Genomic DNA, 24,645 nt, shown 5'->3' with positions numbered 1-24,645 from the left:
ATAAAGCAGTGAAAGCGTGAGAAAGTTATGCTATAGGTAAGCATATGATTATCTTGCAAAGAGGTGGTGATGTTAGGTTCTGGCTCATCCATGAGGATCTTACTGGTTGATGACATTCAACTGGAACGGATGCAACTCGCCATTCGCCTCAAGCAATTAGGCCACTCTGTTGAGGTCGCATCCAGCGGGCGTGAGGCGTTGGAGCTGTATCCACGTTTTGAGCCGGAATTGATTTTGTTGGACGTGTCGATGCCGGATATGGATGGCTTTGAAGTGTCTCAAGAAATTCGCCGCCGCTACGACGAAGAGTGGATTCCAATCATTTTCCTGAGCAGTCACGATGAACCGTCGATGATCGCACGTGCGATTGAATCGGGCGGCGATGATTATTTGATCAAGCCGGTTGATAAAATGGTGCTCAATTCCAAGCTGTTGGCGATGCAGCGTATTGCCAATATGCGTCGCGAGCTCAAACGTACCAGTGCCAAACTAGAAGAACTCAACCGTATTTTGCAGCATCAGGCTAACGAAGACGGCCTCACACAAGTGTTTAACCGCCGTTTTATGGATGAGAAGCTGCGTGAAATGATTTCGTGGCACGGTCGCCATGAGATGGCGTTGAGTGTCATTCTGTTTGACGTCGACCATTTCAAGCCCTTTAACGACAACTACGGTCACATTGAAGGCGATCGTTGCCTGCACACCATCGCGCAAGCTGCGAATAAATTGTTCTGTCGCAGCGGTGAGTTTGTGGGGCGTTACGGCGGCGAAGAATTCCTCATTCTGCTGACCAATACCGACGTGGAAGGCGCACGCGCCGCAGCAGAACGCATCCAAGATTCCATCGAACACATCCATTATCCGCACGCGTTCAGTGCCGTTGCCGATCACATTACGATTTCACAGGGCGTGGTGACAATCACGCCAGATGGCCATGAAACGCTGGCGCAAGTGTATGAGCAAGCCGACAATGCGCTTTATCAGGCGAAAAGTAACGGCCGAAATCGTTACGTCATCTCTGAAAGCGGTTTGTAGCCTGTTAGGCTTTCAGCGCTAACGCCGCACCAAACGACACCAATCCCACCCCACATGCTTTATTGATCAGTGGTTTCACTCGCTCTAGCTTATGTTGCAGCGCCGTTGAGGTCATTAAGGTTGCCACCAATGCAAACCATACCCCGTGCAGCACAACCATGTATCCGCCATAAATGAGCGCTTGGGTGGATGATGCGCCGTCTTCAGAAATCACCTGACTAAAAATGCTCAGAAAGAACAGCATGGTTTTCGGGTTGAGCACATTGCACAAAAATCCCTGCGCGAAATAACGATAGCCGGGTAGCGAGTTGTCCTGCTCGGCGGTGATGACCGTCTGGGCACTTGCCGCAAAGATGCCTTTGATTCCCAGATAGACCAAATAGGCGGCACCAGCGTATTTGATGAGGTTAAATAGTAGTTCATTGTGTGAGATTAGGTAACTGATGCCAAGCAAGGAATACCCGATATGAACGGTGATAGCGAGACTAATGCCCAGCGCGCTCAACAGACCAGCGCGACGGCCATGTGACAGGCTGTTTTTTAACACCAAAACAAAGTCCGCCCCTGGGCTGATCACAATCAGTAAGCCAACAATAGCGAGTGTGACGATATCCATTCCAATTTTCCTTTTCAGTTAATGAGTTATTGAACGAAAGTGTGGGATGAATTGTACGTTGCCTAGTCGCCGCTTATAATCGATAAAAATGACCTAGTTTAGTGAGAAAAATTCACATATGAGGCATCTCAAAGCGTTTCACGTTTTTCATGTGGCGGCGCACAGCGCAAGTTTCACGCAGGCGGCCGACGTGCTGAATATCACCCACGGCGCTGTCAGCAAACAGATCAAAACGTTGGAAACCTATTTGGGCGTTTCGTTGTTTGCAAAGCAGGGACGTCATGTGGTGCTGACGGAAGAGGGCATCGCCTTGCGAACCTATACCCGTCAGGCCTTTGCATCACTTGAACAAGGGGTGGAGCAGCTACGTACCGCACGGTCGCCGCATCTGGAAGTCTCTTGTGAACCCACGTTGACCATGCGATGGCTCATGCCGCGGATGAGCCAATTTCATCAGCAAGCCCATGGCGATGTGCGGCTGTCGACGGCCGGTGGCGCGGTCAATCTCGGCGCACAAGGCTACCATTTAGCGATTCGCCGCGATGATTTCGAGTTAACGCAGCCTTATCAGAAACAAACGCTGGTGGCTGAGTGGGTGGGGCCGGTGATGTCGCCGGACTATTGGCAGCGTGTTCGAACCCTGCAACTGCCAATGACATTACTCCACAGTCAAACCCGTCCCTTCGCTTGGCAAACGTGGCAAGAGGGTCAACAAAAGCTGCGCGATCATCAGCACGCGTTTGAATTTCCCGACGCCGCAGCGCAAACGTTCGAACATTTCTATTTTTGCTTGCAAGCTGCGCAGGATGGGTTAGGCGCCGCCATCGGATCGTATCCGTTGGTGATGGATGAGATTGAACGCGGCCGCTTAGTCGCGCCGTTTGGCTTTCAGCCGTCCGGTCACGATTATGTGTTATTGCGTCAGCAGCGTGAAGAAACCGAATTAGAGCGCCAGTTTATCGCATGGCTCAAACAGACCATGGCGTTATCGGTGCCAAGAGAGGATGGGGTTTCGTGCTGATGAAGGAAGCGCTTGATGAGTCCACATCAAGGTCGCAGGCGCTGTTTAAACGAATGCTTTGTGAAAATGAAAGCTTTGTGAAAGAGAAAGTATAGTGAAAAAAAGTCATCGCGGGGAAGGACTTGAATATCCCCGAGATGACGTGCTTCCGAACATGCGGAATAACTCGTCTATTAACAATTGGCAGTGGATTAATAGGGGCGAGGCCCCGACGCTGATGAAACGCCGACGAAAATGGACAATTGTAAACATGCTTCGTTAGCCACATAACGGCCAACGAAAGTACGGGCGCTGGCCATCCATGCGCTCAATTTCCGCGCCCAACCGTGTGTAAAACTCATGTGCTTTTGAGTTGTGCGGGCTGGCGGTCCATGCAATGTGAGACGCCAGCGATGCCTGAGCTTCGCGCTTCAGCGCTTGCATGAGTGCATGTCCATATCCATGAGACCGATGTTGTCCTACGATCAACAGGTCATCAAGCCAAATCGATGGCTGGCCACTAAACGAAGAATAGCGATAGTGATACAGCGCAAAACCCACCACCTCGCGCTCACGCTCGATCAATAAGACATGAGCAAACGGATAGTCGCCAAATAGCGTGCGTTCTATCTTCGCGATGCTGGTTGAGATTTTACCGTCAAATCCTTTCATACTGCGGTCGAATTCCGCTTTTTGCTCAATGAGTTCGAGTATTTTGCCTGAGTCTTCTCTGGACGCTTTCCTGATGGTCATTCTGCTCTCCATGATTGCAATCGTTTTGAAATATGGTTGCGAAATATAGTGGTGAAATAACGCCTTGTTAAGCGGTGTGCTTCGCGGTTTAAATGTGGTCGATAACCCGCTTCAAAAGCTTGCTCACACCCGCTGTGTATCGCGATTCAAAGGATTTTTTGCGGAGCGTTTCATCGCAAAGTTGCGCAATGTTTGCCCGCGAACTTCAACCGTTTGTTCGTGAACCACGGTGAATCCAAAACGCTCAAAAAATGGGCGGGCGGTGATGCTGACTTCAGCATGAAACTGAGTGATGCCACGCTGGCGACCCACATTTAGTATATGTTCCATTAGGCTGCGGCCAACCCCTTTGCCTTGATGCTGGTGATGACAAAAGAAATGATCAATCAGCCCGTCGGCTTGCAGATCGGCATAGCCCACAATGTCGCCGTCTATTTCCGCGACAAAAGGATCAATGGTTCGCATTCGTTGCTGCCAAATGGCAGCGTCAAACTCAGCGGGCGCCCATGCCTCGACTTGCGCTTGAGTGTAGTCGCGCACGTTAATGTTGCGAACGGTGTGATAAAACAGCGCCCAAAGCGCCTGCGCATCGGCGGCTTTGTAGTATCGAATGGTGATCATGTTGTTTGTCTCATCGTGATCGTGAATGCCGATTCATTTTTACCAAAGTTCGCGTTTTTCTTTCAAAAAATCAATGAGAATACGGGTTTTGGCCGGCATGTTTTCACGGGATGGAACGTAGAGAAAGAAGCCATTAAAAGGTGGGCACCAGTCATCCAATACTCGGACTAATGCTCCGCTTTCGATATGCGCTCGAACAGCAAAGTCTATGTGTTGTATGAGACCGATGTGATTGACTGCAGCTCTGATCATCCCTTCATCATCATTGGTGATGAGTTTGCCATTGGGTTGTACCTCAAAATCCCCGCCCTTAGGATCTGTGAATTCCCAGGCGTATAACGAGTGGCTTGTTGCGTTTCTAAAACCTAAACAGTTGTGATGGATAAGCTCTGAAGGCTGTTGGGGTGTGCCATACGTCTCAAAATACTGAGGTGAACCGACAACCGCCATTTCAAGCATCGGCGTAATAGGGATCGCCACCACGTGTTCGGCCAACGATTCACCCAGCCTAATGCCTGCGTCACACCCATCAGCGATGATGTTTGACAATCCATCATCCATGATGAGTTCAATTTTCAATTTCGGATAACGGTTTAAAAATTCAGCTAAATGTGGTTCTAAAAGGTACTTTGCGACCACTCTCGAGGTGTTGATCCTTAAAAGCCCCGTTGGTTCATCATTAATCTGTCCGATATTTCTGACGGCATGGTCGATAGAGCCAAGGGCAGGCTGGAGGCTTTCGAACAACAAGCGACCTTCCTCGGTCAACGACATGTCTCGGGTTGTTCGGTAGATCAATGTCACGCCAAGTTTTTGCTCCAACGTTTTTAGATTTTGAGAGAGTGCCGCGCGAGTGATGCTGAACTCCTTGGCGACCTTCGTAAAGCTTTGTAGCTGCGCAATGCGCACAAACCATAGCAGTGCCGGCAATAGTGAAGGGTCCATGCGTGTCATCCTATTGTTAAGTTTTGCTTAATTCTGTGGTTGATATTATGGCATTGGTCTATTCAAATGGTGAAGCTATATTTAATTCAGTTTCCGGTGACCCAGCTTGATGAAAAGTTTTTAGAATTGAAAAAGCATTCTTTCGAGATTCGTTGACGGAGACGAAACAACGCAAGGTGATGGGGTCGTCATGGCAATAAAGTTTGCCCGTCGGTCGCGCTGCTAAGTCGCATTTTAATGAGGAACATGATTGTGAAAAGTGTAATGGTGAAAAACAAATACTGGGACATTGCTGCTGACATTTACTACCCACCGGGCTTTAGTGAAGAGAACAAATATGCCGCCATCATTAGTGCGCACCCAATTGGTAGCTGTAAAGAGCAAACCTCGGGCGAAGTGTATGGCGCGGCTTTGGCTGAGGCGGGATTTGTAGTGATTGCTTTCGATGCCAGTTACCAAGGCGCCAGTGGTGGTGAACCTCGCTATATCGAAGATCCAACGCAACGCGTTGAAGATTTCAGAGTGGTGACGGATTACTTGATGACACTTCCTTACGTTGATGAAAACAGAATCGGTGTGTTGGGGATTTGCGGCGGCGGCGGCTACGCAATTAATGCTGCAATGACCGAGCGCCGTATTAAAGCGGTCGGTACCGTCACCGGTGCAAACTATGGCCGATTAATGCGAGAAGGATTCAGTGGTTTTGATCCGATCAGTGCGATGGAAGCCATGGCCGCTCAACGCACGGCAGAAGCGCGCGGTGAATCACTACGAGTGGATGATTTATTACCGCCATCACCGGAAGAGGCGGCACGTCTTGGCCTCGTCGAAACCGATTTAATGGGGGCAACGGAATACTACCGCTCAGATCGTGGTCGCAAACCAAACGGCGTAAACCGTTCACTGTTTTCTCATCAAGCGGCAGCGGTGGGCTGGGATGCATTCCACTTGGCGGAAGTGCTCCTGACTCAACCGCTTCTGGTTGTGGTCGGCGATAAAGTTGGGGCTTTCGGTGCGTACCGTGACGGCTGTGAAATCATCGGCCGAGCAGCATCAAAGAACAAACAGTTAGTGGAACTGCAAGGCTGGTCTCACTATGACCTGTATGACAAACCAGAGCCAGTCGGCATGGCGTTAGAAAAACTCATCCCGTTCTACAAAGAAAACCTATAGTTGCAAGCAGCACTGTGTGAACGCGCAGTGCTGCGGATGCGGCCTGTCATCCTTCTCTTACTGGAAACAATATGAAGCTAATAATATTTGGGGCATCCGGCATGGTTGGCCGAGCAACGCTCAGAGAATGCCTAAATGCCAATGATGTGACAGAAGTTCTTGTCATTGGCCGTCGCCAACTCGACATTAAACATCCCAAATTAGACAGTTTAGTGCTCGACGATATGTTCAGCTATGACGGGCTGACGAACAAACTTTCTCAATTTGATGCTTGCTTATTTTGCCTAGGTACTTCCATTGCTCGAAGCACAGAAGCGGAGTATTTACGCTTGAATCAGACGTTACCTTTGACGGTCGCTCAAGCAATGTTTGAAGCAAACCCGAACATGAGTTTTGTGTACATCTCGGGTAAGGGCACAGATACCAGTGAAACTGGGAAAGTCACTTGGGCGCGCATTAAAGGCAAAACAGAAAACGACTTGTTGAAAATCCCCTTTAAAGCGGTCTACTTACTGAGACCCGCGTTGATTATTCCGATGAATGGCGAGCAGTCGCAGGAAACGACCTACCGACTCATATATCGCTACACGGGTTGGTTGATGCGGTTAGTTCGACCTGCATTTCCATCCATGATTACGGACACAGAAAAAGTCGGAACGGCCATCTTGAAGCTGTTGAGACGAGGGGAAAGCTCAAGGGTGATTGAAAATCAAGACATCAACATGATCGCGAAATAGGTAGTCAACTATGAACGTTCATGAGCGCTATCCAAGATATTCATGACGCGTTTTCACGTTTATTAAAAGCGGATGTCAAATATCGATTTGTCATTGATATCAAATTACTCAACGCATCGTGATGAAATAAGCCGTTCTATCTTATGAAACCAAACAGCCAGCACTTGATGCTGGCTGTTTGGCTTACGAGAAAGCGGAAAACGCTAGGCTTTGGCATACGCGTAAGTGTGGTAACCGCAAAGCTGAAAGGAGATCAATATATCTTAGCTTGGCGCTGAATTACGGAATGGCTGTCGACTATTGTAAATAGACTGGAACAATAAAAAGAACCCCCATTGGCTTATGGGGGGCGTAGAATAAACGCAAACGGACAACAAGCATAAGACAGGCTAGATTGATTGCTTGTTAGAGAATTTAGAATAATTACTTTAGATTAAATCTGTAATAAGACTACTCTCAAAATAAAGGGTTAATATTTATTTTATTGAAAGTCTCTCATACAGTAGTAGGGGATGATGTTGATAAGGATTTTGGGCGTATGAAGTTTTGGTTACATCTGATCGTGTTATTGTGCCCTCTATTTTCAAATGCAAGTAGCTTGTTCACTGAGGGAGAAGAACAGTGGATGAAGGCGCATCCGGTGATTTTGTATACCTTTCCTGAAAGCTGGCCCGTTGACTATATTGAGGACGGAGAGCATAAAGGTTTAACGAAAGACTACTTGAATGCAATCTCGAACATTACGGGGCTAACTTTTCGACAAGCAAAAATTGATACTGAAGGTAAAACTCAAGCCACTGTCGACTTAATCTCAGCAGTTTCGCAACGTTTCCACAGTAATGAAGGTGGTTGGCAGTTAACCACCCCATTTTTAAGTGTAAGCGCTATAGTTATTACACAAGCGAGTCAGTCATCCGTATATACGTTGAAACAACTCGTAGGTCGTAAAATAGGGATATTAAAGGGAAGTTTTTACGAAAAGTGGATTTCTGAGCATTATCCAGAGATTGTGTTGGAACCATTCGATAACGGACTTTTGGCGTTGAGAGCACTCAATCGCGGAGAAATATACGCGGCTATCGGGACGGAGCTGACGATGCGTCCATTGATGCAACAGTATTTTCCTACGTCACTTTCGATCGCAGGCGTACTTTCAGAAACATATACGGGGATTAGCATGGCCGTTGTTGGCTCAATTCCCACCTTAGTTGATATTTTGAATAAAGCCTTGGCATCTCTGACTGCGAAACAAACCGATGAAATTTTTGAACATTGGGTAGGTTCTTTGAATCTTGGTCAACCTCCTATCGCGAGTATCTTTTTCTATTATCGTTACGAAATTATTTTCTTTGTTGTATTGGTCATGGGGCTTAGTTTTTCTCTTCATCAGGCAAGACAGGCTCGTTTAAGCGCTGAAAAAAGTGAGAAGGATAAGGCTCGTTTTCTTGCAATTATGAGCCATGAGATTCGCACACCGTTGAACGCGGTGATGGCTTCTTTAGAGTTACTTCAACGTGAGGATTCCAAAATTCGTGAATCTAATTATCTCGAAATGGCGAGCAATTCAGCACAAAGCCTCATGGAGCTTTTAAATGATATTTTGGATTTCTCTCGACTTGAATCCGATAACATGACCATACACAACGTATCAGTAGAGCTGAAACCATTGCTCGAATCTGTGTGTGATAGTCATCGAGCGAGCGCCATTAATAAGGGGATTATTTTGCAGTTGGAGGACAAGGTGCCTTGTGATGATCTCGTTGTCTCTATTGATCCCCAACGCGTGAGACAAATACTGCATAACATCATTTCAAATGCGATCAAGTTTTCAATCAAAGGGAATATCGTCGTGTCTGTCACCGCAGAACGTGTCGCAGTAAATAGTTTGCGTTTGCATATAACCGTGATCGATGAAGGTCCTGGTATCGAACGTCGAGTACAAACAAGGTTGTTTGAAGCTTGGGAGCAAGGGGGAAGTAACCAGCAAGGACAAAAGGGGAGTGGCTTAGGTCTATATATTTCCCATCAGCTAGCAAGACGAATGGGAGGCGAGCTATCACTACAGAGCGAGCTTGGCGTTGGTACCCGTGTGACTTTAACTTTGCCTTTTGATGTGACTCAACACCAAGAGAGTGCTGATAAAAATACAGCTCAAATGTTGGCGTGTTTTGATGAAAACATCTCTGTATTGGTCGTTGAAGATCACGATATGAATCGACAGCTAATAGCGCTCCAATTGCAGGAACTAGGATGCCACGTTGATGTGGTTGGCGGTGGGATAGATGCGGTTCAACGGATTCAGGATGAGTGCTATTACAGTTTGATCTTATTGGATTGCAATCTACCTGACATTTCGGGCTATGAAGTATCGGAGAGAATTCGTCGTTTTGAAGAGAGCCAAGGTACATTCACTCCAATTATTGCTATTTCAGCCATGAGTGAAGATGAACACGTGAATCGGTGTTATGAAAGTGGTATGAGTGATGTCCTTTACAAGCCGATACGTTTAGACAGTTTAAGTAAAATCCTAACCAAATGGTGTGGTGAGGATTTTTCTTGTGATCACGCGTTGCAAGAAGCTATGTCGCCAGAACTTGATACGGATAATTATCTAGAAAGGGATTTAGTTGCGTTGAAAATTGCTTTCGAAAATCAAGATGCTGTACATCAACTCTATTATGCTCACCGTATTCGTGGTGCCGGTTTGATGTGTGGGAATGATGCGTTATCGGATCTCGCAAGTGAGTTAGAATCACTGCTTCGACGTGGTGAGGTTGTGTCCGAATTCGATGGCTTACAATGGTGCAAAAAAATGAGTGAATGTAATGTGCCAAAGCGCTAATCAACTTACATTAAAGTATTTCATGCCGAATCAGGAATAGTTCATGGTCCGATTTTAAGCCAAGCTTTCTCAGTGCAGATTGTTTTTGGCCACTAATGGTTTTCAGGCTGCGACTAAATTTCTCTGCAATTTCACTCACAGTCATTCCTTCAATAAAGCAACGAATCACTTCAAGCTCTTTGGGAGATAACATGTTGATCGACATTGTGTTTGTTCGTGAATCGTTTAGTCGGTTACTTGCTTCGTTCTGCCGTATGGTCAGTTCTTCTTGCATATCGATATCTAAAAATGTGCTCCCCTTAGCAACGGTCACAATTGCTTTATGAATGGTCGCTGGGTTTAAATTTTTTCCGATAAAACCTTTTGCGCCCGCACGTAGTGCCTGAGCAACAATCGCACTATTGTAATGCGCGGAAACGACGAGCAAAGCAACGTCAGGATGGCGAGTGGTAAGTAGTTTTATCAAACTCAACCCGTCTATATCCTCCGGTGACAGCATATAGTCCAATACAATGACATCAACTTTCTGAGTTCTCAGGTCAGCGATGAGCTTTTGACTGGCTGTGTAAGTCCCAACGACCTCACAAGTTTGATTGTCTTTCAGTAAATCTAACATCCCTCTTAATATCAGCTCGTGATCATCCAAAATCATGATGTTGAGATTGGTCATATCTTTGCGTCCTCTTTGAACCATTTAGTAATTTAAATTCAACGAACTTACCATTTTCTTTGTGCCTCATCAGTGGTCTGCAATAGAAAATGGATCGTTATCTTGTACGGTTATTTTTAAGAATAGTCTCATATATCTGGCCAATACAATTATACAAAATACAACCACAGCGGAAGGACAGGTCAGATGAGTTGTTCCGCGAAGTGTTTTTACCGAGAGGCTGTGATGAAAAAGCTATTAATGGGGATTGGGATTGTTATGTCTACATCAGTCTTTGCTGCCCCAGCAATACATGTTGGTGCGATGTACGATTTCATTGAACCTGAGAGAAATACTCTGATTAAGCAAATCAGAAATAGTGGAAGCAGTACAGGTTACGTCAGGATTAATGTTGCTGAAATTGAATTTGATCATGATGGCAACGCTCAAGAGAAAGTGATCGATCGAGAGCAACTACTGAGTGGAAAAGGCAGTGGTTTGGTCGCCAGCCCGGACAGAATGATAGTTCCAGCATCGGGGATGCAAATAAACCGAATGTTGACAGTAGGAAGTCGAGAGGCTGAACGTTATTACCGTGTTCGTTATGTGCCTGTGGTCCCCGACGGCACAATGGGGTTTGGCTTAGATGAAGATGATTTGACGAGTTACAAAAAAGAGGTCACCGCGGGTGTCACGATTATGACGGGCTATGGAACGATTGTTACCGTTAAACCTAAGAAATCAGTCTATGACACGCATATTAATGAAACCGATAAATATGCAGTTTTTACGAATCATGGCAATAGCACGATTATTTTTGATGCATATGCAGAATGTAGTGAAAAATTAACGAATTGCCACACATATCGTGTGCATCACATCCGCCCTGGAACTTCGATGACCCTCAATAAAATGAAAGGAAAGAGTTTTCAATTCACATTAGTTGAAGGGCGAAAAAAAACCAAGATGGCCTTTGGCGATCTTTAAATAAAAGCAAACCTTTAAATATTTTAAATGAACAGAGGAAATACCATGTTTAAACACGTAGTAAAATTTTCAGCTTTAACAATCGCTTTGTGTTCTGTGGGGACTGCCTATGCAACACCCCTTGAATTTGATGTCAAAGCTAACGTGCCAGCAAACACCTTTTATGTTGTGAAAGAAGGTTCATGGGTTGATATGAATCTTACCTATGACCCTGTCAATGGACAGTTCGTTACAAATAGCTCAAATGGTCTCCGTGCGCACAACAGTGTTGGTTCGATTGATGCGTATTTATCTGCTGTCCCAGAAATGCTTCATGGCAACGGTACTGATTCTGTTGCGCTGGAAGTTTCTGTGAACAGCAAAGCACTTGGTGTTGGTCAAGCGAATGCTGTCGAAGTGTTGACCGCTGCCGAAGCATCGACTCAAAACGGCCTTGTTGTGCCACTATCTGTGGGTTCGCCTGATACAAATGTCGTGGCAGGGGATTATAGCGGCCGAGTCATTATGATGTTTGACGCAAAATAGAATTAACTATATTAAGAATTAAATAACAACGTTAGTTGAAATATGACAAGGAAGGGCATTGCGCCCTTTTTTATTAGCTAATCTGAGTTTGGTATGATGTTATTTGTAATCTTTGTGGTGTTATTGACTACAAGTGTTTTTAGTACGGCTGTGCAAAGTGAAGTTGAATTATCTCTGTATGAACAGGTAAATAATTTACCTGAAGATTTTCAAGATCATTTCTTTGGCTCTCCTGTTTCCGCACGTGTTGTACTTGATAAAAAGACACTTGGGGATGCAATGGTTATATTATCATCGGATAATACTGTGCAAATTTTAAACTTCATTGATAGCTATGACAGTGAATACAGCGACTTTGAACGGGATAAATGGAAACAGGCATTTTTTGAACCTATTTCTCTGGGGAAGTGTGATCAAAGTTGTCCGCCAAACTTATTAGCAGTCAGTTATAACTTGGAAACCGCACAACTGGTGTTGGTGAGTAACAACGACAATGCCAATGACGACCGTTGGTTGGCGCTCCCTGAAAGTGGGAGTTATGGCATGATGATCACCAATCATTTTAGCTTGAGTGCACAGGGTGACCGCGACCCAAGTATGGGGTGGCGTTTCAATATGGAAAGTAGTATTGGTCAGTGGACTGTATTAGGACAAGGGATGGTTGATCGCAGTCATGATTCAGAACTGAACTATGCCATGAATTCGTTGTATGTAAAAAAGCAGCGCCAAGGGCAATATGTTCGAGCTGGTTTCTTTACTCCCGATAGTTTAGGCGTTTTACGTCAACCAACGACGAATGGCGGTAGACTGCAGACGATGTTTGGCGTCATGATGGGGTCTTCGGATGCACTTTATATTTCAGAAAATAACCCGAGTCTATATCCAATATACATTTCGGCAAATCGCGATAGTGTTGCTGAAATCTATCGAAATGGTGTGTTGATTAACAGTCAATCCGTACTACCTGGCCTGCAAGTTCTGGACACAACATCATTGCCGCAAGGCGTCTATGAGATTGATGTGGTTATTCTAGAAGACGGTAAAGAAATTTCTCGTTCGAGTGAAATGGTACATAAACCTTTGGGTTGGAATAACACTGCACAAAGAATGAAATACAATATATTTGCTGGGAAAAGTACCAATCTGTTAAACAATAGCGCTGAAAACCATAGCGATATGATGCTAGGTGGTAGTGTCAATTATTTGTTGGATTCTAATTTAATTGGATCTCTTGCTATCCATAATATTGGTTCGGAATTACAGAAAGGCATCGCGGTAGATTGGAAAACAAACGATGAATTCAATTTTTTTGGTAATGTATATCATAGCAATCAATCTAGTTATGGCTATAACACTCAAGCTGTTTGGCGATATACAACTGGTTCATTAATTGCCAACCATAGTCAGCGATGGGATACGTATGGTGACGATACGGTGACTTCAAGGAATACAAATACTAGTTTATCCCTGAACCAAAGGTTAGATACTTATTCGTCGGTGAACGCTCGTATTTCACGAAATAGTCGAGGTGAATATGGGTACGACCTAGGCTATGGGACCAAACAAACCTTGTTAGGAACCGATGTGAGTTGGCGGTTGTCGGTATTTGACCGACCCTATTCGCAATCATCTTCAGATCGCAATTGGGGTGCGGATCTGAGCATCAGCTTCTCTCTAGGCAATCAAAACGACCGTGCGAGCGTTGCGATTGGTAGCCGGAATGACGCCAAAGGTTCTCGTGATGCATATATGTCTGCAACGATTGACAAGAGATGGCGAGATGGACCCTTTACTTCGGGTTCTGCGACAGTGAGTGCAGATCGTTATGGTGCGGGTGTCAGTGCAACGGGACGTTATGATAGTCAATATGCAAACGGTAGTTTGTGGGGGCAATATACGACTCAGAATACTTTGGCGGCAGGGATGAATTTGGATAGCTCCGTGGTTTTAGGCAAAGGAGAGGTGGCGGTAAGTAAAGAGTACCTACGTAATGGTGGCGGCATCATTATTGACGTGGACTCTGATGACCCAAATGTAGAATTAGTTGCTTATCAAAACAGAAGCACAATGATACTGCGTCATGGCCGTAATGTCATTCCGGTAAACGCATGGGAAAAGGGTCAAATCGAGTTGAATGTTCTCGATACAAATGGCCCCGCGTTACAGGTTTGGCCGAATCAGATTCAATATCAAATAAATAGAGGCGGTGTGGAATACCAAAAAGTACGGATAATGAAAACCGTAACGGTGATGGGGCGTATCATTGACGCAAAGGGAACACCGCAGGGGGGAGTCCGTGTGGTGAATCACGCTGGTCGAGCAGTGACGCACCAAGATGGTTTCTTCACGTTAGAAATGCATGCACATAATCCAGTCGTTTCAATCAAGCATCCTGATGGACAGGAATGTGAGATTTATTTAGACCCATCTCAAGATTCAGAACATGATATGTTGTTTGCGGGTGACCTCCGCTGTGAACAACAGCTTGCACTAAACAATCTCAAATGAGAACTCCCTAATGAATAGGGCTGGTTAAATTAAGACCAGTCCTATTTCTTGCATCGGTATGTTCTCATAGAATCTCTGGATGATTTGAATTCTCGTTTGTACATCCACGATATTTTATCAATCGTGTGAAGTGACTTGTTTTGCTCCTGATTAGGTTGTGAAACTTATTTTTATTCAAGGATGAATTGCAACTGAGTTGAAATGTATCAACTGTTGTTTTCGATATTATTTTATTTAGGTTCAATATGAAATTTATTGCCATATTTTTATTTTTTCCACTGATGGTTGCCTTTCAAGCTATTGCCTCTACTGTCACTGTTGATATTACAGCGGAATATAAACCATCTGCAGATTCACCGAACGTCAGAGAGTTTGTGAACACGACCCCTTCAACGGGGTTCTGCGAAGATTTGCCTAATATCTGTGCCTCAAAAGGTATCTTTAGTATAAAAACTAATGGCGTAGAGGCTAAAAAAACATTGTTGCAAGATAGCAATCGTCCCGAGCATATGTATCGAGTGAAAGTGGATGGACAATATCGTGACGTCAAATTACAGAGGGTCGGAGATGACCGTATTGTGGATGTACGTTTTCGCTTGAACACCTTTGCTACTGCACTCTGGGAACCCATGGTGCCAGGAAAACAACCTCTCCCTGAATTTTGGCCATCCGTAATAGGTGGAGGATGTGAGCTATATGGTTTAGTTCATGGTCCTACGACAGTCAAAGCATCTTGGGGACTACCTAATGCTGTGAGTGATTGTTGGCTTAATGATAGAGCAGATGAATTTGGTAATGATATTAATGGTTACTATTGGTTTTCTTCTGTCAGTTTCGGTTATGAGCTACTCACTCCTGACGCGTTTGGTGTGCCGAATGGTGTCTATCATGGTGAAGTGGTATATACGGTCGGAAATGGGGGAGATATTGATTTTTATGCTGATTATTATAGGTCAAGTGAAGTTCGCTTTGCATTCACGGTCACTGTTCAGCATTCATTTAATGTGACAATACCTGATTATCGCAAGGCGGTAACACTTGAGCCATTTGGCGGATGGACGCAATGGTTAAATGGCGGCCGTGTACCATCGAAGTTAAGTCGTGATGTGGATTTCAACTTAACGACATCAGGCCCTGTAAGGATCAGTTTGTTGTGTCAATATGATTCGGGGACACGATGTGCTCTAAAAAACAGCAACGATGGTTCCGAGATTCCATTAAATACCCAAATCACAATACCAGGCTTACGGGTTGGAGAAGGCGGAGAAGAAGTGAAAGATTACTATTTGTCAAATATCGCTATCTTTCAGTACTTCTACCCGATGGCTTATCTTTTTGAAACTAATTCTATGGTTCACTTCAGTGTGTTCAAGGAAGACGTTGAAACGATGGTCAAACAACCCGGAAGTGAATGGTCAGGGCAAGTGACATTGATGTTTGAAGCTATGATTTAATGATGCAATCTATTTCCAGTATGCTCAGTCCGGTTGTAGGTGACAGTTTTTTTCATCGTAGTCAAATGATGAACTAAGCCTCGTACTCCCGATATGGCATGCGAATAAAGGTTTTGGTCATTCTGAGGACTATCGTCATAAACTCTATGTCAAATTGAATACGCGACCTAGGGAAGTCAGGTTGGTGAATGACCAGAGTGGGCATACACTGGATTTTTTCATTCGCTTGCAATACAGAGGAATTAGATAACCTTGAGCAAAATGTTGTCAGTCGCTGATTTTCGAGCGCTATACATGGTCACAGGGTCCTTATTGAAAATATGAGGAGTGTGTGACATGTTTATTTTGAGGAGGCCATCAATCGATGGCCTTTTGTTATATTGAGAGCTGGCATGCAGCGAGTTGAAGGTTGTTAATGAAATTAGTGCGTATGATTAGGTGGCTAACCTAACATGCTCCACATTGCTCGTAGAAGGCCGATATAGATATCTTCTGCTTTTGCGTGATCAATAATCGAGCTATCAATAGAGAGTATTGTTTCACCGTGCAGCTTAAAGTGAAAGTAGCTGCCGTCATTGATAAAGGTAAGTTCGACTGACTCGGTCATATTCAAGTTTTCCTAAATAACAAAAAAGTTATAAATATAATCAGCGAGCAGAGTGTTTATTTATCAACCAATTGAATGAACAGATGGTTGAATCTTCCTGAAAAATTAAGACGTCAATGGTTTTCGCCGAGTTGCTTCGTCTTGTCCAAAAGTAGACGCTGATAACGATAGCGTATTTTCAGACGCTATGAATGCGGGCGATATAAGACTATTCTTGAAAAGCGATCCAATTCAATCTCAACACCATATCTCCATCAATAGAAATATGTTAAAAATGAATGAATTATGAGATGAAAATAAACTGTGAATGTTTAAATGTATGCCAATCGTTTGAGAATATCTTGATAACATGCGAAACAATCAAGAGATTGAATTTGATGAGAAACAGCCAGCACTTGATGCTGGCTGTTTGGCTTACGAGAAAGCGGAAAACGTTAGGCTTTGGCAAACGCGTAAGTGCGGTAACCACCGAGCAAGTTGCGTGCTTTGTAGCCGTTGTTGACGAGCTGACGATAGGCGACATTGCCGCGCAAACCGACCTGACAATAGATGATGATTTCTTTGTCTTTTGGCAGTTCGTTCATGCGCTGACGCAGTTGGTCGACTGGAATGTTGATGGCGCCCGGCAGATAACCTACGTTGTCCAGTTCGCCCGGATTACGCACATCGAGTAGCAGCTGTTCATCGGTAAGGCTGTCGATTTCATCAAAGTGAATCGCTTTTGCATCACCTTTCATGAGGTTGGTGGCGACAAATGCGGCTTGGTTGATGACGTCTTTTGCGCTGCCGTAAGGTGGCGCGTAAGTCAGTTCAAGATGTTGCAACTGTTCAACGGTCATGCCCGCACGCTGCGCAACCGCCATAACGTCGATACGTTTGTCGATGCCATCTTTACCCACGGCCTGAGCGCCGAAAATCTTGCCTGATGTTGGATCGAACAGCATTTTGAAAGACACAATTTCAGCCCCCGGGTAGTAGCTCGCGTGGCTCGCGGTATGAACGTAGACTTTCTCGTATGCGATACCCGCACGTTTGAGTTGCTTCTCGTTTTTACCAGTAGAAGCCACAGCCAAGTCGAAGATCTTACAGATCGCGGTGCCTTGCGTGCCTTGATAGGTTTCGCTGCGACCCAGCATGTTGTCTGCGGCCATACGACCTTGACGGTTGGCAGGGCCAGCCAGTGGCACTAAGGTCGATTGACCCGTTACAAAGTCTTTTTCTTCAATCGCATCGCCCACGGCATAAATGCTTGGATCGCTAGTTTGTAGGGATTCGTTGGTCTCAATCCCGCCCAGCGCACCGATGTGCAGGCCTGCTTCAGCGGCGAGTTTGGTTTCTGGGCGCACACCAATTGCCATGATCAGAATATCAGTGGTCAGCGTTTCTCCATTGCTCAGCGTCAGATCGAGTTCACCATTCATGTGTTGATGCTCGGTATTCTCACCAGAATCGATGCTTGGCATTGAGGTCGTTGGCTTGAACTCGACCGCTTGCAGCGCCACACCGAGGCGCAAGTCGATGCCTTTAGCGCGAATTTCTGCGTGGGCAAAGCCTGCCATTTCTCGGTCAACGGGTGTCATCACTTGATCGGCCATTTCAATCAGCGTGGTTTTGATGCCCAATTGGTGGAACGCTTCCATCATCTCCAAACCGATAAAGCCACCACCAATAACGGTGGCATGGTCGGGTTGGTTCATCTGAATGGTTTCCAAAATACGGTCCATATCTGGAATGTTGCGCAGCGAATGGGTGAGTGGGTTATCCAACCCTGGGATTGGCGGCACAATCGGGCCAGCGCCTGGGCTCAACAGTAGAAAGTCGTAGCTTTCTTCGTACTCAGATTGATCCAGCAGGTTGCGAACGGTGATGGTTTTGTCTGCACGGTTAATGCGAACCACGTCATTCATGACGCGGACATCGACATTAAAGCGTGCCAAAAAGCTTTCTGGCGTTTGCAGTAGCAAATTGGCTCGTTCTTTGATGTCATCACCGATGTGATAGGGCAAGCCGCAGTTGGCAAACGAGACGAAAGGGCCCCGTTCAAACATAATGATTTGCGCATCTTCGCTCAAACGACGCGCACGCGCTGCCGCAGAAGCCCCGCCGGCAACACCGCCGATAATCACAATCTTAGTCATAGTTTACTCCAAATTTTTCTAGCTCAACTGATGTATCGAATTTCAGTGTGAACTGACTATTTAAACCCAAGTTTCTTCAAAAAATAGGCTGCTGGGCAAATCCCGGTAAACGCACTTTGAATGAGATTCACACCAACAAACACGGTGAGCCAGATAAAGTTCGGATGAACAAACACTGTCAACAGTAGCGACAGCAAAACCATGCTGCCCGCGACAATTCGTACGCCATTTTCAATGGTCATGAGAATACCCTCCGTTGGATGTTGGATTTACTATAGTTACATAAATTAGTATTGTCTAATGTTAATTGAGCTAATTTCGATATAACTAAATAAGGTTTGACTAAACTACGTTTATTAGTATTATCTAAAAAACAAGTTTATGAAGGGGAAAGTGATGGAAGCCGTCAATATTGATCAAATGAAGTCCAATGCGGAAGAAGTATCTGAACTACTTAGAATTTTGGCGCATCCGGAACGTTTGATGGTGCTCTGTCAATTGACAAAAGGCGAGGTGGGTGTGGGGCAATTACAACAAAGCTCGGCACTCAGCCAGTCAGCGTTTTCTCAACATTTAACGGTATTACGAAAGCATGGACTGATTGAAGCGCGCAAGGAATCGCAACAGGTATTCTATTCGTTGGCCGATACGCGCGTGGCGCAGTTGATTCAGAGCTTACAAACCGTGTTTTGTGGTTAAATCTTTCAAATTTAGAGAAATAAAAAGAGGACATTATGACGTTCACCATGCCTTGGGAATCTTTGTTTGGCGGCGTGTTGTTAGGGATTTCGGCAACCATTTTGTTACTGATGAACGGAAAAATTGCCGGTATCAGCGGCATCTTAACGGGGTTAATGACGCCGAAATCACGTGATTTTGCGTGGCGCTTGTTGTTTGTGGTCGGCATGATCAGTGGTGGCGTCTTCGGTGTGATGGCCTTTGATAAGCAGATGCCAGCACAGTTTGACTCCCATGTGTGGTGGTTAGCGGCGGCGGGTTTGCTCGTTGGCGTCGGCACACGTTTGGGTAATGGTTGCACCAGTGGACATGGCATTTGCGGCATCGGTCGATTGTCAAAACGTTCAATAGTCGCCACCTGTGTCTTTATGGTTGTTGCCGCAATGACGGTATTTGTTCGTTTGCATCTTATTTAAAAGCGTTGGTGGGGAATCAGAATGAATCAGGCTTTGTTTCGATTAACGTCGCTGGTGGCTGGGCTATTATTTGGCTTGGGCATGGTGATTTCAGGTATGGCGGATCCTGCGAAAGTCACAGGCTTTCTCGATGTGACAGGTCATTGGGATCCGAGCTTAATGTTTGTGATGGGTGGCGCGTTACTGGTGTTTATGCCAGCGTATTTTTTCTTGATTAAACCGAAACATAAACCCGTGAATGCCGAGAAATTTTGTCTCGCGACGAACACCGCGATCGATTCACGTCTACTCAGTGGCGCGGCAATTTTCGGGGTGGGTTGGGGATTGGCAGGCATTTGCCCAGGACCTGCGGTGTCGAGTTTGGCGTTGGGCAATCCAGGCGTGTGGGTGTTTTTTGCGTGCATGATGGTTGGCCTCGGTGTGACTAATCTGGTACTGCGTGCCAAACAACATCCAGAGCATCACACACAAACGGCGTAAACACACGAACCTTTCCCGACATCGTGTCTTGTTTTCGCCGCAAAGTGATTCAACGGATGATTGCGAACATCATGACGTGATCTCGCGAGGGAGATGATAGGCCATCTCTGCGCTTTAAAGGGCTGAATGTCAAAGGAGATTGACACGATGAAAGGGTTAACTTTGTCTATTCTGGCGGCACTGAGCTTGGTGAGTGGGGTGCATGCCACCGAGGGGACTGGCTTTTACACGGTGAAGACAGAACGTCTGCCGCAGGTCATTCAGTTGGATGGCGTCGTGGCGCCGGTGAATCAAGGCACGGTGGCGGCGCAAACATCCGGTCGCGTGATCGGCGTATTTGTGGATGTGAATGATCACGTGGCGCAAGGCCAAGTGCTGCTTGAAATCAGTGATGTGCAGCAATCGGCATCTTTGGATGCGGCGCAGGCGCAATTGGCCAGTGCGTTGGCGCAAAACCGCGAAGCGCAGGCTCAAGTGAACCGTTATCGCCAGTTGTTTCCTAAAGGCGCGATCTCGCGCGATCAAATGGATTCGGCTGAAGCGCGTGCTCGCAGCGCAGCAGCATCCGTGAAATCAGCTCAGGCTGCGGTGGCTCAAGCCAAAGAGTCGCTGGGGTACACCAATATCACAGCACCCTATGCTGGCGTGGTCACGCAGCGTCATGTGGAACTGGGTGAAACGGTCGCGCCGGGAACGCCGTTGGTGAGTGGTTTTTCACTGGAAAAACTCAGAATTGAAACGGACATTCCGCAGCGCTATCAGGATAAAGTGCAAGCGGTGGCGCAGTTCCATGTACGGTCGCCATCTGGTGACGTTGTCACACCAGCGAACTACAGCTTATTTCGTTACGCTGACCCTCAATCTCACAATTTCAACATTCGTTTATCGTTGCCAGACAACACGCCATTGTTGATGCCGGGAATGTGGGTCAAAACTGATTTTCAGTACAGCAGCCGGGACGTGCTGTTGATCCCCAGCGCTGCGGTCATTCGCCGTGCGGAACTGAGTGCGGTGTATCGCATCGTCAATGAGGCGCGAATCCTGAATCCGATTCGTTTGGGTCAAACCTACGGCGATGCGGTGGAAGTGCTGTCGGGTTTGGAAATCGGTGATGTCATTGCGACTACGTTACTCCCAGCAGAAGGGCAATGAGATGGACAAACGACTCGGTATTTCGGGTCGCATTGCTGCGGCCTTTCAAAATTCGGCCATGACGCCTTTACTGGCGTTGGTTGGCTTACTGATGGGGCTGTTTGCAGTCATCATCACTCCCAAAGAGGAAGAGCCTCAAATCGATGTGACATTTGCTGATGTCTATATTCCTTTCCCGGGCGCGACGCCAGCCGAAGTTGAGAGTTTAGTGACGACGCCGGCTGAACAGGTGATCTCTGAAATCCAAGGCATCGATAAGCTCTATTCCTTTTCCCAGCCGGATGGCGCGATGATTGTTGCGATCTTTAAAGTGGGTGTCTCACGCAACGATGCCGTGGTGCGCATCTACAACAAGCTCTATTCCAATAAAGACTGGATGCCTGCGGGGGTTGGCGTCGGGGAACCCATTATCAAACCCAAAGGGATTGAAGATGTTCCGATTGTCACGATTACCTTGTCGGACCGCAGCGGACAGTCGGATCAACAGCAACTGACTCAAGTTGCGCATGGGTTAGAAACTGAACTCAAGCGCATTCAAGGCACGCGCGATATTTACACCGTGGGTGGGCACAACACCATCGTTGATGTGCGGCTGGATCCTGCCCAAATGAACGCTTTTGGCATCACCATCGATCAACTCAATCAAAGCTTGCTCGCTGCCAATCGTCGCTCTTCCATGCTCGCATTGACCAGTGACAACCAAACCCTGCCACTACAAATTGGTCAATTTTTGACACATGTCGAGGACGTCAAACAGTTGGTGGTGGGTGTGCACAATGGATTCCCTGTGTATTTGGAAGACATTGCGACCATTGAACTTGGCGTTGACACTGCAACCCAGAATGTCTGGACCAGTGACAAAAACGGGATCTATCCGGCCGTCACTCTGGCGATTGCCAAGAAGAGCGGTGAAAACGCAGTCGATGTGGCCAAAGCGGTGGAAGCCCGCGTGGCGGCACTGCAAAACCAGCTGATCCCGCATGGCATCCATGTTGACATCACGCGTGATTACGGAAAAACCGCCGCCGATAAAAGTAACACCCTGATCGGTAAGCTGGCCTTTGCCACCACTGCGGTCGTGATTCTGGTATTGCTCACCATGGGGTGGCGCGAAGCCATTGTGGTGGGGCTGGCGGTGATGGTGACTTTGATGATCACCTTATTTGCGTCATGGGCGTGGGGGTTTACCCTCAACCGCGTGTCACTGTTCGCGTTGATCTTCTCCATTGGGATATTGGTCGATGATGCGATCGTGGTGGTGGAGAACATTCACCGTCATATGGCGATGGGCAAACGCAAACTGGCCGAATTGATTCCATCTGCGGTGGATGAAGTGGGCGGGCCGACCATTCTGGCCACGCTTACGGTGATCGCGGCGTTGCTGCCGATGGCGTTTGTCAGCGGCTTAATGGGGCCGTACATGAGCCCGATTCCGATTAACGCGTCGATGGGGATGCTCATTTCTCTGGCCGTGGCATTTGTCATATCCCCTTGGTTGGCTGGGCATCTGCTCAAACCCACCCACCACAAGGATGAAGGAACCGCGGTGAGTTCCGTATTCCACCGTATTATGACGCCGTTTGTCACCGCCCAACATCAAACTCGTAACCGCTTGATGCTACTGCTCGCGGTGTTCGCGTTGATCGTCGGTTCGGTCTTGCTGCCCGTGTTTGAGGCGGTGGTGCTGAAAATGCTGCCGTTTGATAACAAATCGGAGTTTCAAGTGGTGTTGGATATGCCGGAAGGGACGTCGCTTGAACGTACCCAGCGCGTGTTGTTCGACATGGGACAGGAACTGAACAAGGTCCCTGAAGTGACGGGTTACCAGATTTATGCCGGGACGGCGGCGCCGATCAACTTTAATGGACTGGTTCGTCACTACTTTATGCGAGAGCAAGCCAATCAGGGCGACATTCAAGTCAATTTGGTGGGACGTAAGGAGCGTGACCGCGACAGTCATGCGATCGCCAGCGCCATTCGCCCTGTGCTAAGCCAAGTTGCTCTGAAGTTTGGCGGTAAGGTGAAAGTGGTTGAAGTGCCGCCGGGGCCGCCAGTATGGTCGCCAATCTTGGCCGAAGTGTATGGCCCAACTCCGGAAATTCGCAATCAGGCGGCGCGTCAGGTGCGTGAAATTTTCCGGGCGACACCGGATATTGTCGACGTCGATATGTATCTGCCGGAATCGCATCAGAAATGGCAGGTGACGATCGACCGCAGCAAAGCGGCGCGTTTGGGCGTCCCGTATGCATCGATTGTGGACGCCTTAGCCACGGCCGTTGGCGGAAAGCCAGTGACTTACCTGCACAGTGAACACAACAAATACCCGATTCCGGTGCAGATCCAAGCCAGTGAAACCGCCAAAATACGTTTGGTGCAACTGCTGAACATGCATGTGTCCAACCAGAGCGGGCAGGCTTACGCGCTATCTGAACTGGTCAGCGTCACGCAGACGCGAATGGAAGATTACATCGTGCACAAAAACATGGTGCCGATGGTGATGGTGGTGGGCGACATGACCGGCGCCATTGACAGCCCGCTGTACGGCATGTTCAACATTGGGTCTGCGCTTGAGGGACAGATGAACCTCGACCAGAACTACATTCACCAACCGGATGGCCTGAGTGGCGTCGCGGTCTTGTGGGATGGGGAATGGACCATCACCTATGAAACGTTCCGTGACATGGGCATCGCTTATGCGGTGGGGATGGTTCTGATCTATCTGCTCGTCGTTGCGCAGTTTAAATCCTATGTGGTGCCGCTGATCATCATGGCACCGATTCCGCTGACCATCATTGGTGTGATGCCGGGGCATGCGTTGCTTGGCGCACAGTTCACGGCAACGTCGATGATTGGCATGATCGCTTTAGCGGGGATCATCGTGCGTAACTCGATTTTGCTGGTGGATTTCATTCATCAGCAGGTCGAGCAGGGTGTGGCGTTTTCTGAAGCGGTGATTCAATCGGCGGCGGTGAGGGCAAAGCCGATTATGCTGACCGCATTGGCGGCGATGATTGGTGCACTGTTCATTCTGGATGACCCGATCTTCAACGGATTGGCTATCAGTTTGATTTTTGGGATATTTGTCTCAACAATATTAACCTTGGTGGTGATTCCCGTCCTATACTTTGTGGTGATGAAAAAACGTATTGAACCTCAATCATGAGGCTCAATGCCACAACAAAAGTTTCAAGTAACTTGTGTCTTGCCCCGCCAGTCAACGGTGGGGCTTTTTTTGTCTTGGATTTAGGTGGGCCTTGGATTCAGTCGTT

At 46.9% G+C, this 24,645-nt stretch carries 21 protein-coding genes; 14 read left to right on the top strand and 7 right to left on the bottom strand.

The window, feature by feature from the left end; genetic code table 11:
- The first annotated feature begins 69 nt into the window (after positions 1 to 69).
- On the top strand, positions 70 to 1,035 hold the full coding sequence (locus ACF8PK_RS01885; RefSeq protein WP_004728221.1) for a diguanylate cyclase domain-containing protein: 966 nt from the start codon (positions 70 to 72) through the stop codon (positions 1,033 to 1,035).
- Between the two features lie 4 nt (positions 1,036 to 1,039).
- On the opposite strand, the gene ACF8PK_RS01880 is transcribed toward ACF8PK_RS01885, so the two are convergent.
- On the bottom strand, positions 1,040 to 1,651 hold the full coding sequence (locus ACF8PK_RS01880) for a LysE family translocator (RefSeq protein WP_143680049.1): 612 nt from the start codon (positions 1,649 to 1,651) through the stop codon (positions 1,040 to 1,042).
- Between the two features lie 118 nt (positions 1,652 to 1,769).
- Here ACF8PK_RS01880 and ACF8PK_RS01875 point away from each other — a divergent pair, with 118 nt between their 5' ends.
- A complete protein-coding gene (locus tag ACF8PK_RS01875; protein ID WP_392439860.1) occupies positions 1,770 to 2,672 on the top strand; it encodes a LysR substrate-binding domain-containing protein in 903 nt (300 codons plus the stop codon).
- Positions 2,673 to 2,930: 258 nt separating this feature from the next.
- Here ACF8PK_RS01875 and ACF8PK_RS01870 read toward each other — a convergent pair whose 3' ends face one another.
- The 3 genes from ACF8PK_RS01870 to ACF8PK_RS01860 form a co-directional block, all read right to left on the bottom strand.
- Entirely contained in the window at positions 2,931 to 3,416 is a 486-nt protein-coding gene (locus ACF8PK_RS01870) for a GNAT family N-acetyltransferase (protein ID WP_392439858.1), read from the bottom strand.
- Positions 3,417 to 3,527: 111 nt separating this feature from the next.
- Positions 3,528 to 4,025 (bottom strand): GNAT family N-acetyltransferase, encoded by a 498-nt coding sequence (locus ACF8PK_RS01865; protein WP_392439856.1) that lies wholly within the window; start codon positions 4,023 to 4,025, stop codon positions 3,528 to 3,530.
- A gap of 39 nt (positions 4,026 to 4,064) precedes the next feature.
- The gene (locus ACF8PK_RS01860) at positions 4,065 to 4,970 is read right to left on the bottom strand and encodes a LysR substrate-binding domain-containing protein (protein WP_392439854.1); all 906 of its coding nucleotides are present in this window, start codon (positions 4,968 to 4,970) and stop codon (positions 4,065 to 4,067) included.
- A 246-nt stretch (positions 4,971 to 5,216) separates the two neighbouring features.
- On the opposite strand from ACF8PK_RS01860, the gene ACF8PK_RS01855 reads away from it, so the two are divergent.
- The 3 genes from ACF8PK_RS01855 (at position 5,217) to ACF8PK_RS01845 (ending at position 9,722) form a co-directional block, all read left to right on the top strand.
- A complete protein-coding gene (locus ACF8PK_RS01855) occupies positions 5,217 to 6,143 on the top strand; it encodes an alpha/beta hydrolase (RefSeq protein WP_197278148.1) in 927 nt (308 codons plus the stop codon).
- A gap of 71 nt (positions 6,144 to 6,214) precedes the next feature.
- Positions 6,215 to 6,880, top strand: coding sequence for an NAD-dependent epimerase/dehydratase family protein (locus tag ACF8PK_RS01850; protein WP_392439852.1), 666 nt, complete (start codon positions 6,215 to 6,217; stop codon positions 6,878 to 6,880).
- 538 nt (positions 6,881 to 7,418) lie between these two features.
- The gene (locus tag ACF8PK_RS01845; protein WP_392439850.1) at positions 7,419 to 9,722 is read left to right on the top strand and encodes an ATP-binding protein; all 2,304 of its coding nucleotides are present in this window, start codon (positions 7,419 to 7,421) and stop codon (positions 9,720 to 9,722) included.
- Positions 9,723 to 9,732: 10 nt separating this feature from the next.
- Here the strand turns inward: ACF8PK_RS01845 and ACF8PK_RS01840 are convergent, their stop codons facing one another.
- Positions 9,733 to 10,392 (bottom strand): response regulator, encoded by a 660-nt coding sequence (locus tag ACF8PK_RS01840; RefSeq protein WP_392439848.1) that lies wholly within the window; start codon positions 10,390 to 10,392, stop codon positions 9,733 to 9,735.
- A gap of 225 nt (positions 10,393 to 10,617) precedes the next feature.
- Here ACF8PK_RS01840 and ACF8PK_RS01835 point away from each other — a divergent pair, with 225 nt between their 5' ends.
- The 4 genes from ACF8PK_RS01835 (at position 10,618) to ACF8PK_RS01820 (ending at position 15,845) form a co-directional block, all read left to right on the top strand.
- Positions 10,618 to 11,358 (top strand): hypothetical protein, encoded by a 741-nt coding sequence (locus tag ACF8PK_RS01835; RefSeq protein ID WP_392439846.1) that lies wholly within the window; start codon positions 10,618 to 10,620, stop codon positions 11,356 to 11,358.
- A 45-nt stretch (positions 11,359 to 11,403) separates the two neighbouring features.
- A complete protein-coding gene (locus ACF8PK_RS01830; protein WP_392439844.1) occupies positions 11,404 to 11,883 on the top strand; it encodes a CS1 type fimbrial major subunit in 480 nt (159 codons plus the stop codon).
- 93 nt (positions 11,884 to 11,976) lie between these two features.
- Positions 11,977 to 14,391, top strand: coding sequence for a CS1-pili formation C-terminal domain-containing protein (locus ACF8PK_RS01825; RefSeq protein ID WP_392439842.1), 2,415 nt, complete (start codon positions 11,977 to 11,979; stop codon positions 14,389 to 14,391).
- A 245-nt stretch (positions 14,392 to 14,636) separates the two neighbouring features.
- Positions 14,637 to 15,845 carry a hypothetical protein gene (locus ACF8PK_RS01820; protein ID WP_392439840.1) on the top strand — a complete coding sequence of 403 codons (1,209 nt, stop codon included), beginning with the start codon at positions 14,637 to 14,639 and terminating at the stop codon, positions 15,843 to 15,845.
- Between the two features lie 1,041 nt (positions 15,846 to 16,886).
- Here ACF8PK_RS01820 and ACF8PK_RS01815 read toward each other — a convergent pair.
- A complete protein-coding gene (locus tag ACF8PK_RS01815) occupies positions 16,887 to 18,590 on the bottom strand; it encodes an FAD-dependent oxidoreductase (protein ID WP_392439838.1) in 1,704 nt (567 codons plus the stop codon).
- 56 nt (positions 18,591 to 18,646) lie between these two features.
- Positions 18,647 to 18,832 (bottom strand): DUF2892 domain-containing protein, encoded by a 186-nt coding sequence (locus tag ACF8PK_RS01810; RefSeq protein ID WP_004728203.1) that lies wholly within the window; start codon positions 18,830 to 18,832, stop codon positions 18,647 to 18,649.
- Between the two features lie 154 nt (positions 18,833 to 18,986).
- Here ACF8PK_RS01810 and ACF8PK_RS01805 point away from each other — a divergent pair, with 154 nt between their 5' ends.
- The 5 genes from ACF8PK_RS01805 (at position 18,987) to ACF8PK_RS01785 (ending at position 24,539) form a co-directional block, all read left to right on the top strand.
- Positions 18,987 to 19,289, top strand: coding sequence for a metalloregulator ArsR/SmtB family transcription factor (locus ACF8PK_RS01805; protein ID WP_004728202.1), 303 nt, complete (start codon positions 18,987 to 18,989; stop codon positions 19,287 to 19,289).
- 35 nt (positions 19,290 to 19,324) lie between these two features.
- Entirely contained in the window at positions 19,325 to 19,744 is a 420-nt protein-coding gene (locus ACF8PK_RS01800; RefSeq protein ID WP_004728201.1) for a YeeE/YedE family protein, read from the top strand.
- 21 nt (positions 19,745 to 19,765) lie between these two features.
- A complete protein-coding gene (locus tag ACF8PK_RS01795) occupies positions 19,766 to 20,224 on the top strand; it encodes a DUF6691 family protein (protein ID WP_392439835.1) in 459 nt (152 codons plus the stop codon).
- Between the two features lie 147 nt (positions 20,225 to 20,371).
- Positions 20,372 to 21,376, top strand: a complete 1,005-nt coding sequence (locus ACF8PK_RS01790) for an efflux RND transporter periplasmic adaptor subunit (RefSeq protein WP_392439833.1) — start codon at positions 20,372 to 20,374, stop codon at positions 21,374 to 21,376.
- A 1-nt stretch (position 21,377) separates the two neighbouring features.
- Positions 21,378 to 24,539: an efflux RND transporter permease subunit gene (locus ACF8PK_RS01785; protein ID WP_392439913.1), complete on the top strand. Its 3,162-nt coding sequence runs from the start codon at positions 21,378 to 21,380 to the stop codon at positions 24,537 to 24,539.
- The last annotated feature ends 106 nt before the right edge of the window (positions 24,540 to 24,645 follow it).

It is taken from the genome of Vibrio sp. CJQ_6, assembly GCF_043106745.1.
Classification (GTDB): Bacteria; Pseudomonadota; Gammaproteobacteria; order Enterobacterales; family Vibrionaceae; genus Vibrio; species Vibrio furnissii.
This window is presented reverse-complemented; position numbering and strand designations above follow the sequence as displayed.

Bases quoted from the DNA above. Each gene is read 5' to 3' on its own strand.
- ACF8PK_RS01790 (WP_392439833.1), top strand. From the start codon at position 20,372: ATGAAAGGGTTAACTTTGTCTATTCTGGCGGCACTGAGCTTGGTGAGT.
- ACF8PK_RS01860 (WP_392439854.1), bottom strand. From the start codon at position 4,970: ATGGACCCTTCACTATTGCCGGCACTGCTATGGTTTGTGCGCATTGCG.
- ACF8PK_RS01840 (WP_392439848.1), bottom strand. From the start codon at position 10,392: ATGACCAATCTCAACATCATGATTTTGGATGATCACGAGCTGATATTA.
- ACF8PK_RS01805 (WP_004728202.1), top strand. From the start codon at position 18,987: ATGGAAGCCGTCAATATTGATCAAATGAAGTCCAATGCGGAAGAAGTA.
- ACF8PK_RS01885 (WP_004728221.1), top strand. From the start codon at position 70: ATGTTAGGTTCTGGCTCATCCATGAGGATCTTACTGGTTGATGACATT.
- ACF8PK_RS01795 (WP_392439835.1), top strand. From the start codon at position 19,766: ATGAATCAGGCTTTGTTTCGATTAACGTCGCTGGTGGCTGGGCTATTA.
- ACF8PK_RS01825 (WP_392439842.1), top strand. From the start codon at position 11,977: ATGATGTTATTTGTAATCTTTGTGGTGTTATTGACTACAAGTGTTTTT.
- ACF8PK_RS01850 (WP_392439852.1), top strand. From the start codon at position 6,215: ATGAAGCTAATAATATTTGGGGCATCCGGCATGGTTGGCCGAGCAACG.
- ACF8PK_RS01845 (WP_392439850.1), top strand. From the start codon at position 7,419: ATGAAGTTTTGGTTACATCTGATCGTGTTATTGTGCCCTCTATTTTCA.
- ACF8PK_RS01830 (WP_392439844.1), top strand. From the start codon at position 11,404: ATGTTTAAACACGTAGTAAAATTTTCAGCTTTAACAATCGCTTTGTGT.
- ACF8PK_RS01875 (WP_392439860.1), top strand. From the start codon at position 1,770: ATGAGGCATCTCAAAGCGTTTCACGTTTTTCATGTGGCGGCGCACAGC.
- ACF8PK_RS01810 (WP_004728203.1), bottom strand. From the start codon at position 18,832: ATGACCATTGAAAATGGCGTACGAATTGTCGCGGGCAGCATGGTTTTG.
- ACF8PK_RS01815 (WP_392439838.1), bottom strand. From the start codon at position 18,590: ATGACTAAGATTGTGATTATCGGCGGTGTTGCCGGCGGGGCTTCTGCG.
- ACF8PK_RS01870 (WP_392439858.1), bottom strand. From the start codon at position 3,416: ATGGAGAGCAGAATGACCATCAGGAAAGCGTCCAGAGAAGACTCAGGC.
- ACF8PK_RS01820 (WP_392439840.1), top strand. From the start codon at position 14,637: ATGAAATTTATTGCCATATTTTTATTTTTTCCACTGATGGTTGCCTTT.
- ACF8PK_RS01880 (WP_143680049.1), bottom strand. From the start codon at position 1,651: ATGGATATCGTCACACTCGCTATTGTTGGCTTACTGATTGTGATCAGC.
- ACF8PK_RS01800 (WP_004728201.1), top strand. From the start codon at position 19,325: ATGACGTTCACCATGCCTTGGGAATCTTTGTTTGGCGGCGTGTTGTTA.
- ACF8PK_RS01835 (WP_392439846.1), top strand. From the start codon at position 10,618: ATGAAAAAGCTATTAATGGGGATTGGGATTGTTATGTCTACATCAGTC.
- ACF8PK_RS01855 (WP_197278148.1), top strand. From the start codon at position 5,217: ATGATTGTGAAAAGTGTAATGGTGAAAAACAAATACTGGGACATTGCT.
- ACF8PK_RS01785 (WP_392439913.1), top strand. From the start codon at position 21,378: ATGGACAAACGACTCGGTATTTCGGGTCGCATTGCTGCGGCCTTTCAA.
- ACF8PK_RS01865 (WP_392439856.1), bottom strand. From the start codon at position 4,025: ATGATCACCATTCGATACTACAAAGCCGCCGATGCGCAGGCGCTTTGG.